The 13,523-nt window shown below is 38.1% G+C and carries 11 protein-coding genes and 1 riboswitch; all 11 genes read right to left on the reverse strand.

From position 1 onward, the window contains the following. Positions 1-1,112: dihydropteroate synthase (locus AC22ZQ_RS06775; protein WP_318958025.1), on the reverse strand; the 1,112-nt coding region annotated here is incomplete at its 3' end. Continuing rightward, positions 1,105-2,172, reverse strand: a complete 1,068-nt coding sequence (locus AC22ZQ_RS06780; RefSeq protein ID WP_413468676.1) for a homocysteine S-methyltransferase family protein — start codon at positions 2,170-2,172, stop codon at positions 1,105-1,107. The genes AC22ZQ_RS06775 and AC22ZQ_RS06780, both read right to left, overlap by 8 nt. Before the next feature lie 55 nt (positions 2,173-2,227). Further along, a riboswitch (SAM riboswitch) is annotated at positions 2,228-2,337 on the reverse strand. Positions 2,338-2,429: 92 nt separating this feature from the next. Beyond that, positions 2,430-2,753: a 2Fe-2S iron-sulfur cluster-binding protein gene (locus AC22ZQ_RS06785; protein WP_318958026.1), complete on the reverse strand. Its 324-nt coding sequence runs from the start codon at positions 2,751-2,753 to the stop codon at positions 2,430-2,432. 76 nt (positions 2,754-2,829) lie between these two features. Continuing rightward, on the reverse strand, positions 2,830-3,813 hold the full coding sequence (gene porN, locus AC22ZQ_RS06790) for a type IX secretion system ring subunit PorN/GldN (RefSeq protein WP_318958027.1): 984 nt from the start codon (positions 3,811-3,813) through the stop codon (positions 2,830-2,832). 128 nt (positions 3,814-3,941) lie between these two features. Continuing rightward, the gene (gene porN / locus AC22ZQ_RS06795) at positions 3,942-4,931 is read right to left on the reverse strand and encodes a type IX secretion system ring subunit PorN/GldN (RefSeq protein ID WP_318958028.1); all 990 of its coding nucleotides are present in this window, start codon (positions 4,929-4,931) and stop codon (positions 3,942-3,944) included. Between the two features lie 17 nt (positions 4,932-4,948). Continuing rightward, positions 4,949-6,697 carry a type IX secretion system motor protein PorM/GldM gene (gene porM, locus AC22ZQ_RS06800; RefSeq protein ID WP_318958029.1) on the reverse strand — a complete coding sequence of 583 codons (1,749 nt, stop codon included), beginning with the start codon at positions 6,695-6,697 and terminating at the stop codon, positions 4,949-4,951. 75 nt (positions 6,698-6,772) lie between these two features. Beyond that, complete coding sequence (gene porL, locus AC22ZQ_RS06805; RefSeq protein WP_318958030.1) at positions 6,773-7,597, reverse strand: type IX secretion system motor protein PorL/GldL; 825 nt, start codon at positions 7,595-7,597, stop codon at positions 6,773-6,775. A gap of 82 nt (positions 7,598-7,679) precedes the next feature. Further along, entirely contained in the window at positions 7,680-9,224 is a 1,545-nt protein-coding gene (porK, locus tag AC22ZQ_RS06810) for a T9SS ring complex lipoprotein PorK/GldK (protein ID WP_318958031.1), read from the reverse strand. A gap of 112 nt (positions 9,225-9,336) precedes the next feature. Beyond that, on the reverse strand, positions 9,337-10,287 hold the full coding sequence (locus AC22ZQ_RS06815) for a PorP/SprF family type IX secretion system membrane protein (protein WP_318958032.1): 951 nt from the start codon (positions 10,285-10,287) through the stop codon (positions 9,337-9,339). 180 nt (positions 10,288-10,467) lie between these two features. Then, entirely contained in the window at positions 10,468-11,625 is a 1,158-nt protein-coding gene (locus AC22ZQ_RS06820) for a formimidoylglutamase (RefSeq protein WP_318958033.1), read from the reverse strand. Between the two features lie 409 nt (positions 11,626-12,034). Continuing rightward, the coding region (locus AC22ZQ_RS06825) for a DNA topoisomerase (RefSeq protein ID WP_318958034.1) at positions 12,035-13,523 on the reverse strand (1,489 nt) is incomplete at its 5' end.

Here is a 13,523-nt window from a genome sequence, read left to right on the forward strand (position 1 = left end):
ACCACGTTCATTCCATCCATCAACGGTCCCTCTATTACTTGAATTGGGCGATCAAACTTTTGTCGGCATTCTTCCGTATCTACTTCAATGAATTCTACAATTCCTTTTACTAGTGCATGTTCAAGTCTCTTTTCAACAGTAGTTTCTCTCCAAGATAAATCCTTCTCCTTCTTTTTCCCATCCCCTTTAACTGTATCTGCGTACTCTAATAAACGCTCTGTTGCATCGGCTCTTCTGTTGAGTAAAACATCTTCTACATAGGTAAGAAGTTCTTTATCTATATCGTCATAAACTTCTAGCATAGAAGGGTTCACTATTCCCATATCCATTCCATGTTGTATTCCATGGTATAAGAATGCTGAGTGCATGGCTTCACGTACGGTATTATTCCCCCTAAAAGAGAAAGAAACATTGGAAACCCCTCCCGAAACATGAGCTCCTGGGAGGTTTTCTCGTATCCACTTGGTAGCTCTAAAGAAATCTAAAGCATTGTTATTATGTTCTTCCATTCCTGTAGCGACAGGAAAAATATTAGGATCAAAAATGATGTCTTGCGGTGGGAAATTTACTTCATTCACTAAAATATCGTAAGACCTCTTACAAATTTCCACCCTACGCGCATAGCTATCAGCCTGACCTTCTTCATCAAAGGCCATCACAATAACTGCAGCACCAAACCTTTTAATCGTTTTCGCTTGATGAATAAAATTGGCCTCTCCTTCTTTGAGCGAAATAGAGTTCACCACTCCCTTACCTTGAATACATTTTAATCCAGCCACAATAATTTCCCATTTGGAAGAATCTACCATGATTGGAACGCGAGCAATATCAGGTTCCGAAGCGATTAAATTGAGGAACTTAGTCATGGCTTCAACACCATCCAACATTCCTTCATCCATATTTACATCAATAATTTGCGCACCACCTTCTACCTGTTCAAGGGCAACGGACAATGCTTCCTCGTAATTATCTTCTTGTATGAGTCTTAAAAATTTACGAGACCCCGTAACATTTGTACGCTCACCAATATTTATAAAGTTGGCAGCCTCATTAACGATTAACGGTTCTAATCCCGATAATTTTAAAGGAGGTAAATTATTCGTTTTAGACATTGGCTTTGATTCTTCTAGGGTTATACTCTTTTGCTAGATCTGCAATTACTTTTATGTGTTCTGGCGTAGTTCCACAACATCCTCCGATGATATTCACCAAACCTTCTTCTAAATATTCTTTGATTTGCTCTCCCATGATTTCTGGCGTTTCATCGTAAGCTCCAAATTCATTCGGTAAACCCGCATTGGGGTGAGCACTCACGTAAAAGGGTGCTTTTTTATCTAACACTTGCAAATATTGACGTAAGTCTGAAGCTCCTAAGGCACAGTTCAAGCCTATGCTTATTAGAGGCATGTGCGACATTGAAATTAGGAAGCTTTCTGTCGTTTGTCCGGTAAGTGTTCTTCCTGAGGCATCTGTAATTGTACCAGATACCATGATAGGCAATTCTACAGCCAACTCCTCAAAAACTTCATCGATGGCAAACAAGGCAGCTTTTGCGTTCAAGGTGTCAAAAACAGTTTCTACCAACAATACATCCACTCCGCCATAAATTAAACCTAGTGTTTGTTGTTTGTAGGCGACCACCAATTGATCAAAAGTTATTGCTCTATATCCCGGATCGTTTACATCTGGAGAAATGCTTGCAGTTCTGTTGGTTGGACCAATAGAACCTGCAACAAACCTTGGTTTATTTGGTTCTTTCGTGGTGAATTCATCTGCTACTTCACGTGCTAATTTTGCAGAATAGTAATTGATATCATCTACAAAGTTTTCCAAATGATAATCAGCCTGAGCAATAGTGGTTCCTGAAAAAGTGTTGGTTTCACAGATATCAGCTCCAGCTTGAAAGTAAAGCTCATGAATTTCTTTAATGATATCTGGTCGCGTTAAAGAAAGTAAATCATTATTTCCCTTCAATGCAGATGAATGTTCCTCAAACCAATTGGTTCTGAAGTCATCCTCCGTTAGTTTATGCCTTTGTATCATCGTACCCATCGCACCGTCTAATACGAGTAAGCGCTCTTGCAACAAGTTTTTAATTAAGGTACTTGTCGATGTAATTCTTTCTTTATCTGCGTTTGATAAGGAAAGTTGGGTAATATCAATTTTCTTCATAGTCTAAATTTAGTCTATGCAACCCCACTAATAACCAGAAATAATATTGAATCAATACTTATTTTCATCTATTAAAATAGACTGGAATTAGCACCGAAATCGATTTGAAATCGAAAGGTTGCTAAGGTATCATCGGGCCATTCCCTCCTCCTTTCTTAATAAGTTTATGTTTAAGAACTTAAAACAAATATAATTTAAAAAATCACATAAGATTATAATCCATAAAAAAAGGAGTTCGATATGAACTCCTTTGTCTTTTATGCTTCCGGTGCAAGTCTTAAAACTACACCGTCTAAATCATCGTTTATATGTAATTGACAACCCAATCTACTGTTGTCTTCTACGTGGAATGCTTGATCTAACATATCCAATTCATCATCCGATTGTTCGGGTAATTCGTGATCGCTTTCCAAATAACACTGACATGAAGCACACATTGCCATACCTCCACAGGTACCTTCTACTGGCAATTCGTATGACTTACATACTTCCATGACATTCATGTTCATATCCGTAGGAGCTTCTAACTCATGAGCCACTCCTTCTCTATCAATAATTGTGATTGTAATTGTATCAGCCATTTTCATTAATTGTATCACAAAATTAATGAAAGCTCTGTATTATTCTTTGATAGAAGTCAATTATGTCAACAAAATATTAAAATGACCAAACATCATGTTCTATCTTTCTTATTTGTGCAGTAATTTGTGCTGCTTCCTGTAAAGCATCAACCCCTGATCTATAGGTTTCAATACCTCTATCGTAAACATTACTTTGTTTCACTATAGTTGAAGCAAATCTTCGTTTCCAAAATAAATCATCGTAGCTCATCCATTGCGCATCATTTTTAGGATTATACGCTAAATAATTGTTGAAGGCATACCTACATTCTGGAAAATACAGCCAGAACAATTCTTTTTTACCCGTTACTGTTCCACCGGCATCCCTAATATATATTTCTGGTGCGATACCTATGATTCTTACATCCATCACAGATGTTTCCTTATTAAAAAACCAATCCTCCTTTAACTTATAGGATACTATATCTTTAGAAGTGTAAGGTATCATTTCTCTCGGAGGGTAAACCAATTCTCCTTTTTCGTTTAACGAATCATAACCATACATGTCCTTATAAGGAATGTCTGATTCTTCTCCAAACATATACAAGTAATACGATAAATTCTCTCTGTAAACAGCATCTGAGTCATAATTCCCACCCTCTTTGGGTAAAATTGGATATTTGAATTGATCCCCATCAGTAAATGTATAGGCTACCGGATTGTAAGGGCTGTACACAGTAATATTTCCCGCAAGGATTTCTGTTTTGATTACCGTCCACAAACTCCAATGCGTATTATGTCTTATCCAATTACCTTCACTATCGTAGCTATCTAGTGGATAATACAAACCGAGATTCATTTTCTGTCTTAAATCAATGCTTCTCCAAACACGTTTACTCCATACAATATCAGCCTCTCTATTATAATCATAGGGAACTATAGCCTTTGTTGGAATGGTGGTTCTCATAAATGGACCATCGATAATACCATTGTTTACATTCACTGGACCTACTTGAGCTTGAAGAGGTAAACTAGAACACAAGAGTAAGGTTCCGATTGCGAGTTGGATGAAATTTTTCATATTCTATTTTTTAAAATAATACTTTGACTTATTTCTATAACCCAATCCTCTTACTCCGTTACACGAAATGTATAGACACAAAAAAGGGGAAGTTAAAAACTTCCCCTTTTTCAAATATTTAGAATTCCTTAGAACGACCAAACATCGTGTTCAATATTTCTAATTTCTTCTGTAATCTTTTGTGATTCTAATAAGGCATCAACACCTACTCTGTATTTTTCAATGTCTCTATCGTAAGCGTTACTTCTCTTATCTATAGTAGAAGAGAATCTACGCTTCCAGAATAAATCATCAAAACTCATCCAACGCGCATCATTATGCTCATTGTATACGAAATAGTTATTGAATACATATCTACACTCTGGGAAATATAACCAGAACAACTCTTTTTTACCTGTGATAAAACCATTGTTGTCTTTTTCAAAAATTACTGGAGCAATACCAATAATTCTAACATCCATAATAGATCTTTCTTTATCCAAGAACCAATCCTCTTTCAGTCTGTACTGAACGATGTCTTTAGACATATAGTAGTTTGTATCACGATCTGGGTAAACCAAGTTCCCTTGAGCATCCACAGAATCCCATCCATCAACTGCAGTAAAAGGAACATCTGACTCCTCTCCAAGCGTTGCTAAATAAAGATTTATTTCATCTCTGTACTTCGCATCTGTATAGTAGTTTTTACCATCAGCTGGAAGAATAGGGTATTTGAACTGATCACCATCTCTCATGGTGTACAATAAAGGATTGTAAGGAGAGTATACCGTTAAGTTTCCTGCTAAAATCCCTGTTCTAATGATTGTCCATAAACTCCAACGTGAAGCATTTCTAATCCAGTTCCCTTCAGAATCAAATTCATCTAATGGGTAGTATAGGGTATGGTTCATCTTCTCGCGAAGATCTATCGTTCTCCACACACGTTTACTCCAAATAACATCCGCCTCTCTAACATATTCGTAAGGAATAAGTCTTTTAGTTGGGATATTCGTTTGGATATAAACTCCATCGATGATACCTGTTTCTGGTCTTGTATGCAAGGGTCCTGCATCAACTTGCGCCGCTACACTACCTACTAAACACAGTACAGATAAAACACTAACAATTAAACCTTTCATATCCTTTATTCTTTATTTTATTGAATCGTGAAACTCATGTTTCTTCTTCTTGTAACTCCGTCTGGACCAACAACTCTTGTGTTGATTTGAACGATAGCTCCAGAAGGTGCTTGTTTCAACAAGCTTTGTGCAGCTGTAATAGAAGCTCCCGTACCTTTAACTGGACGAGGTGCACCTGCTACAGATACTTCCCAAGATTTTACCGTAAACTTAACTCCTGTTAACGGTACATCTGGTCCGTAAGAAGCGAATAATCTTGTTGCAGCTCTTAATGCACTCTTAGATGCTTTAGCTCCAGACTCGATTGATCCTAACTTCAATTCTGGGTTTGGTAATGGTCTAGCTTCAAACTCAACTGTGTTCAAAGTTACACTCTTATCACCTGAGATACCAACGATAGAAATAGAAGCTTTACCTCTAGATCTTGGTTTTGCAATCCAGTGGTCTCCTTTTTTAGTAAGACCAACATTGTTTCCAGCTTTCAAGTTAAACGAGTTAAATCCTGAAGCCGCACCTGTTACTTTGTTATCGTAACCGATGTACAAGATACGCATATCTGGTAAAGAAATCTCTCCTGAAGGAGCTCCAACTTCGTAATCAAATTTCCAAGGTTGAACCGCTTCAGTACCATTTTTCTTCTTAATAGCAATCGTACCACTCAATTGTTTTGGTCCAGCTCCATCCGCTTTCACTTTGATGTAACCTTTACCATCACGGTAAGTAACGTTTACTTCCTTTGGCTCTTGTGTAGAATCAGTTGTCCAAAGTACTTTTGGTGCTTGGTACTCATCGTACGCAGCCATCAATACTTGTAACTCGATGCTATCTCCATTGTTGAAGTAGTTTGAACCTGCTGTTGCCAACGGCTGAATTTTGTTGAATGAGTACTCAGAAGAACCAATTTTAGTTCTCAAGTGCTTCATTGCCATTGCTTCTGCTGTTCTTAACTCTTGCTCAATTGAAGACAATGTTGCCAATGCCGCTACAATTGGAGCGTGGTCAAATGTTCTACCTACCCAGTGAATGTTTTTGATCTCACCGTTGTGAACGTCAGCTCTTTCTACCTTTGTTAGCTGAGAGTAGATTTGCTTAACGATATTTCTATCATCCAAGTAAGTCTTTTTAATTCTCTCATCAATTTGAGCTGAATCTAAAGATGATACGTTCTCTTCTCTACTTGCATCAAAAGTATACTTCTGATTCTTGTTAGAAGAAGCTTCAGCAAGAATTCTTACTAAATCATCTCTGTAGTTATTCATCTCATTCCACAAACGCATTCCTTCACGCTTTGGGTCCGGAGATTTAATTTCTGGTCCAACCATAACTTCCATAGGAACATCATAGTTATCTTTTCCATTCACCTTCTCAAGGTTGTAAACAGTTCTTTCGTAAACTGTTCCTTCATCCTCGATAGACTTAATCGCTGAAAGATCCTCACCAGTTTTTGTCAACATTTCATCTCTCATCTCGTTTAACATCTCGATTTTACGATTTGTTAACGCTTTGATTGAATCCGCTGCCGGTAAGTATTTCTTCGCGGCCTTCATTCTCCCTGGTTCGTCAGTGTTTGTAGCCATATCTTGAATTCCGATATAAGCTTCATTTCCTTGTCCAGCGATAGTAAGTGTACCGTCTTTAATGTTATTGTCAAAAGTAACGAAGGCATCTAAAATGGTCTTCGACACGTTCAACGCCAGAAGTGCGGTCAGTACTAAGTACATCATCCCGATCATCTTCTGTCTTGGGGTTTCTTTTCCTCCTGCCATGACTGTTTAAATTTTTATAGTTTCTAATTAATTAATGCGCCGTTACAAATAAGTAACAACCGTATTTACTAAATATTAACCTTTAGTGATCGTCATAGCTTTTAACATGTTACCGTAAACTGAGTTTAAGTCAGTTAAGTTCTTAGATAACATTGCCATATTTTCTTTGTATAATTTTGTATCCTTAGCAGAATCTGAAAGGTTTTGCATCATTTCAGTTACTTGTGCTTGGAATTTCTCAGTTGCTTCTAAGTGAGAAGAAGAACCTTTCAATTGCAATTCGTAAACATTGTTCAATGCAGCTAAGTTTTTAGAAACTTTTTGCATTTGCTCACCGAATGACTCACCTTCTTTTTGAGTTGAAGTCATACCTGCGATTGAAGCTGAAGCTCTTTCGTAAGACTCAGACAATTTAGCAACTCTATCAGAAGCAGATTTTAAGCTATCTACGTAAGAATCTGTAGCAGCTGCTGCTGAAGTAACTCCTTTTAATTGTGCTGCGTTATCTCCTAAAGCTCTCATTCCATCTCCTAAACGCTCTAATAACGCTCCGTCGATTTTAGCTTCTTCTAACATTTTGTCTAACTCAGCTGTAACACCAGTTCCTCCTGAAACACCACCACGGCTTCTTCCAGCTACTGGTAAGTTATCGTGATCAAAATCATCTTCATGACCTAATGCTAACTCTGGGTATACCAATTCCCAGTTTGGATCTTCGTGTATTGGCTCAAATGCCGAGAATATGAAGATAATTGCCTCTGTACCCAAACCAATGATCAACATTGGACCTGCACCTGGCCAGTGCATGATTTTAAATAATGCACCAACAATTACCACTGCCGCACCGAATCCGTACAATTTCGCCATAAAGGCTTTCCACGCTTTACTTCCTGGTTTCATAGTTTTCCTTTTGTTTTTAGTTTACTCTCTCCGCGTAACCACCCTTAGAGAGAGGGATTATTATTTGTTTTGATTTGTTTGCTTATCTCAATTGAAGATCTTGATCTAACTCTTCTCCTCCTTCAGCATCAAAATCTCTACCACCTCTACCAAGGTGAGTTTGAACTGATCTTGTACCGATGTATGATTTCGCTGTATCTTGGTATTCATAAGTTCTTGTACTTGTTTGCAAGTAGTAACCTATGTCTTTCCAAGAACCTCCTCTAATTACTTTACGTTTTTGTGATGGTGGATCCCAATCCATTGCATCATATCTGTAATCAGAACTTAAATCATTAGAGAATTCGTACATAGACTCGTCGTAAGCAGTTTCACACCACTCTGCAACGTTACCCGCCATACAGTATAATCCCCAACCATTCGGGTTGTAAGAGTATGCTTTCACCGTGTAGAAACCTCCATCTTGGAAGTAACGTCCACGCATTGGCTTAAAGTTACCTAAGAAACATCCTGACTCATTTCTAATGTAAGGACCTCCCCATGGGTAAGGAGAACCATCCAAATCTCCTCTAGCAGCTCTTTCCCACTCAGACTCATTCGGCAATCTGAAATCAGATACGAATACTTCTCCCATAGATACTAACCATGAGTTCAACAATTGCGTTCTCCATACGTTAAACGCTTTTGCTTGTGTCCATGTAATACCAACAACAGGGTAGTTATCATAAGCTACGTGCCAGAAGTACATTTTTGATTGATCATCATTGTAAGAGTACGTGAAATCACGAATCCATACTAATGTATCTGGGTATACTTGAATCTCCTCATCGATAATGAAACGTTGACGGTTTTCGTGTCCACGAATTGCATTATCCTGCCCTTTTTTGTTGAAGTATCCTAAATCCAAGTCTTTACCTTGTGGATCCTTCGTAAATGGGTGTTCTGGAGTTTTCAAAGTTCTGTGATCCTCATCCAATACCGCACCTTGGTAATCCTTACCATCAGGCTTGATGTGAACCTCACCTCTTCTGGCAGCTTCACGCATATCAATCCAGTAGTACTTGAATCTCAATTTACGCGTATCGATTTCTTTTCTTTTGTAGTATCTCTCAGACTGAGGGTAATACATATCAATTACTAAAGGAACGATATCTGGATTTTCGTAACTGAATTCTTTGTCCCAGTTTAATCCAAATTGCTCTCTAGAGAAAATACGATCAGATGGGTCATAATCTACCCACTCCAACGCACCTTCATCGAAGTACATATCTTGGTAATTGATGAATTGCTCAGCTTCTTCATCATCACTCAATCCCTCGTAGATTTTTTCACGAGCAATAGAGTCACGCACCCAGTATACAAACTGACGGTACTCATTATTTGTAATCTCCGTCTGATCCATATAGAATGCAGGAACGGAAACTGTCTTAGCTACCGTTTGGTGCATAAATGGTACATCTTGATCACTTTGTCCCATAGTATAAGAACCAGATGGAATGTATACCATACCTAAAGGAATTTCAGGATAATACACACCACGATTCATTACACCAGTTAAGTGACCTGTCCTCGTGTTACACGATATTAAAATCGCGCTAACAAAACCTAATAACAACAGTTTTTTCATTCTACCTCATTTTATTTTCCGAATCTCATCAACTTTCTACAGGATCAATTGGGATGATTATAACGGAAACAATGTATATATGGTTACAACAATTTCTAAATAATCTTTATTTCTACAACCATCTAGGGTTAATTGTAACCTCTCTTGGTGGTGGTGGAATCATGTAACAGTATTTCACCATTAATTCGTGAGACCCCCAAGAATTTGTTCTCAATTTATTTACAGTAGCATCGTAAGAGTAACCTACGTTTAAGTTAGGAATCACATCAATCATCCCTAACATAATAGCAACTGCGTCGTTTGCTCTAAACGTTAACCCACCGTAAAATCTATCTTGATACAACGCGCGCACATTCACATCTGCACTCGTTTTCACTAAATCTGTTCGTACTAAAACATTTGCCTCTAAGTCGATATCTTGTGCAATTAAATCCTCAAAATACTTACCTCCCATTAAATAGAAGTGACGAGACATTGAAAGTCCAATTGCTGTATCGAATTGTGCTGCATTCAAGTGAACCCCTGAAACACCTGCATAAAAATTCTTGTCCGAATGGTAGTAAACTCCAAAGTTCATATCCACATTCGTCTGAGAATAACCAGTAGTATATAACAAAGGGTCTATACCTGCTGGGAATTGTGTTTGTGGTGTTACCCATGTAGGAGTATTACTCATACTTGAAATACCAATACCTAAACCAATTCCTAATAAATCTCCATTTGACAGCGGCTGGTGATACGCGTAATTCAACACTACGTTGTTTTGACGGTAAAAACCAATCGCATCATGGTAAAAAGAAATACCCGCTGCACTTGGGAAGAAACGCTGAAGGTTTGCTTCAACATTGAGAACGGCAGAGTTTGGAGCTCCATTCACTCTGTCCCACTGATTTCTATAAATCGATGTAGCACAAACTGTGTTCTCTGTTGTTATCCCTGTTGCACCTGGGTTTAAACTCATTTTATCAAAAATAAAGTGAGTCAACAACTTTTCTTGCTGAGCGAAAGATGTCCCCGTTAGGCACAGGAGCAATGACGCTACAAAAAGTAATCTTTTATCCATAATATCAAATAGTTAGCACAATTTATTCCCATGGCTCATCTAAAAAAATGGACCAATAGGCGACTAAAATAATTAAAATTATCTAAAAACAGCCAATTTTAACAAATTTCAATCTACAATCATGTTGGTTTCAACACATCGTTGTTAATACTAACGGGTTAACTCAATAAAAGTTACAACTTAAGAAAGCTTCTGGTAAGTAGACCACCATAAATCGGGGATCTCATTTTGCATCGCATCTTGATAGGTTTGATACGAACAAGGAACCATGTGGTGCCTAACATACTTATTCCCTTTTGTTTGCGGATACGGCACTTCCATCCACCATCTGCCTGACTTATCACTTTTTAAGAAATTAATTTCTGTATCGATTTCTTCTAAATAAACTTTAAATCGGAAATAATTTTTGGTTGTTCCAATCGGGAAATCTCCAAAACGAGCTGCATAACCATCTACAAAATACCAGATGATTTGCGCCAATAATGCATCGGCAACTGCACTATCTTTTCCTCCCCAAACATTAAAAATCCCGAAAGAACTTAACTTGTCTGACACACCCGCGTAACGTGCAAGTCTACACATTTCATTCGCGAAAAAGCCATTCGGATGTACATAAGAAGAAGAGTTTAACTCACTCGCTCTCAAACCTTCCACATCCAAACTCAAGATATCCGTATTCCTCAATACTGGTTCAGCTAAAGTGATATCTGTATTCAAAACACCTAACCTATGAACATCAAAAAACAACTGTTCAAAAAGATCAAAAGTTGAGGTGGGGTTATAATGGGCCTGACACCCTAAATTGCTAAAGTTAAAAAGGTAATTGGGCTGATGCAATACAATATGACTCAACCAACCATTTTTATCAATTGCACCCTCTCCTGTACCCAGGTCCAACTTCGCATCTATGGTTGTTAAATTCACAAATTGCTCCAAGTCTTCGTACGCCTTGTACAAGGCATAAGTCAAATCTTGAGATCCACCTATAACAATGGGCACAATATCTTTCTTAATCAACTCTTGCACAGCACTAGACAATGCAAAAAAAGTATCTGTATACTTCTCTCCAGGTAACAGATTTCCAAGGTCGTACATTTTAAAATTCCATGAGGCAGCTGGAAACAACTTGTACAATTCTTTTCTAAAAGCATCCGTACCTTTCGGCATCACTTCGCTTACACTTCTGTATTCTGGACAATAAATTAAGGCTACACCTTTCTCCTTTAATTCAGGAAAATTATCGGGCGTATGTATCTCAACATTATTTAATAGGTTGGCTTCTTCTTCTACAAATCCATCAACGGCTATCCCCTGAAAATAAATTGAAATATCTTTCATAACTGTGCTTTGTACAAAACTACACAAGACTTCCACTAACTTAACGCACCATAAAAAGTAAAAATCAAAGGTTCAATGTTAGTAACCTCTTAGCCTCTATTTATCAGGTCGCCATTCACGGCTGTCCGCTGTAGTTACCGTGCAAAAATGTAAGTAGTAAACGCTGCTAAGCATACTTCCGGTGGTCGTAAGCTTCCCCGCCAACTACTACACCTTTTAGCCCGGCAAGCTGCCGCTACTATCCGGGGCGGAAAACTTGGACAGTTGAAGGATTCAAGAATTCAAATATTCAACAATTCAAACACTCAAACACTCAAACACTCAAACACTCAAACACTCAAGGATTTAAGGAAAATAAAAAAGTCGCACCTTACGAGAGGCACGACTTCATTTATACGTTTACAACAATCTACTTTTTCTTAGCAGTTGTTTTCTTTTTTGCGGTTGTCTTTTTAGCAGGCGCCTTTTTCTTGGCAGCCGTTTTACGCGTTGTTTTCTTTGGTTGATTTTCAGAAATCTCAATACACTGTTCGTAGGTCAAAGTTTCTGGCTCAACATCTTTCGGCAATTTGTAGTTCTTCTTCCCTATTTTAAGGTAAGGCCCCCAACGACCGTTTAACAACTGCATGGTATCATCTTCCTCAAAAGTTTTGATCAACTTCTTAGCATCTTCTTCACGCTTTAATTGAATCAATTCTATCGCCTTATCTAATTGCACCTCCATTGGATCGTCTTCTTTCAAAGAAACGAATTTACCATCGTGCTGTATATAAGGTCCAAAACGTCCAACATTAGCCTTCACTATCTTCCCTTCAAATTCACCCAAAGTTCTAGGTAATTTAAAGAGATCCATAGCTTCTTCAAAAGTAATTGTTGTGATAGATTGATTTGCTCTTAAAGAAGCAAAACGAGGCTTCTCCTCTCCTTCTGTATCACCAATCTGTACCATAGGTCCAAAACGTCCAATACGCACAATTACCTTCTCCCCTGTTTTTGGGTCTTCTCCTAAATGACGCTCACCAGAAGCTCTATCAGAATTCTCTAAAGTATCTTCTACGTTGTTGTGGAAAGGATCGTAAAACTCTTTGATCATTTGCGTCCACTCTTGTAAACCTTTGGCAATCTCATCAAACTGCTCCTCTACTTTTGCTGTAAAGTTATAGTCTAAAATTCTTCCAAAATGCTCTACCAAGAAGTCGGTAACCACAATTCCTATATCGGTAGGTGTTAGCTTGTTCTTATCTCTACCTGTAATTTCTGTTTTCACTTCTTTAGAAAGATCAGTTCCTTCTAGGGTGTAAACATCGTATTTTCTTTCTTTTCCTTCGTGCTCTATTTTCTCAACGTAACCTCTTTTTTGGATCGTAGAAATTGTTGGTGCATAAGTAGATGGTCTACCAATTCCTAACTCTTCTAATTTCTTCACCAATGAAGCTTCTACATAACGTGGAGCAGAACGCGTAAACCTTTGTGTTGCTGTAATAACATTTGCAGCTACTTTATCTCCAACGCTTACTGCTGGTAATAATCCATCCACTGTTCCATCGTCTTCATCTTCGTCTAAGTTAGACTCCAAATACACTTTCAAGAACCCGTCGAACTTGATCACCTCACCTTTTGCTTGGAAAATATCTGCTACACCTTCGGCGCCAATCTTAATAGTCGTACGCTCCAATTTTGCATTGGTCATTTGCGAAGCAATAGAACGCTTCCAAATTAAATCGTACAAACGCGTCTCGTCTGAACCCATGCTAACGCTGTGCGTCGCAAAGCTTGTTGGACGAATTGCTTCGTGGGCCTCTTGTGCTCCAGAGTTTTTATTCTTATAACGCTTCGGGTTAGAATATTCTGATCCGTAAGCTGATTTTATTTCTTTTTCTGCCGCGTTGATTGCATCA

This window comes from Lishizhenia sp. (genome assembly GCF_057456495.1).

Bases quoted from the DNA above. Each gene is read 5' to 3' on its own strand.
- porK (WP_318958031.1), bottom strand. From the start codon at position 9,224: ATGAAAAAACTGTTGTTATTAGGTTTTGTTAGCGCGATTTTAATATCG.
- porM (WP_318958029.1), bottom strand. From the start codon at position 6,697: ATGGCAGGAGGAAAAGAAACCCCAAGACAGAAGATGATCGGGATGATG.
- AC22ZQ_RS06820 (WP_318958033.1), bottom strand. From the start codon at position 11,625: ATGAAAGATATTTCAATTTATTTTCAGGGGATAGCCGTTGATGGATTT.
- porL (WP_318958030.1), bottom strand. From the start codon at position 7,597: ATGAAACCAGGAAGTAAAGCGTGGAAAGCCTTTATGGCGAAATTGTAC.
- porN (WP_318958028.1), bottom strand. From the start codon at position 4,931: ATGAAAGGTTTAATTGTTAGTGTTTTATCTGTACTGTGTTTAGTAGGT.
- AC22ZQ_RS06785 (WP_318958026.1), bottom strand. From the start codon at position 2,753: ATGGCTGATACAATTACAATCACAATTATTGATAGAGAAGGAGTGGCT.
- AC22ZQ_RS06815 (WP_318958032.1), bottom strand. From the start codon at position 10,287: ATGGATAAAAGATTACTTTTTGTAGCGTCATTGCTCCTGTGCCTAACG.
- porN (WP_318958027.1), bottom strand. From the start codon at position 3,813: ATGAAAAATTTCATCCAACTCGCAATCGGAACCTTACTCTTGTGTTCT.
- AC22ZQ_RS06780 (WP_413468676.1), bottom strand. From the start codon at position 2,172: ATGAAGAAAATTGATATTACCCAACTTTCCTTATCAAACGCAGATAAA.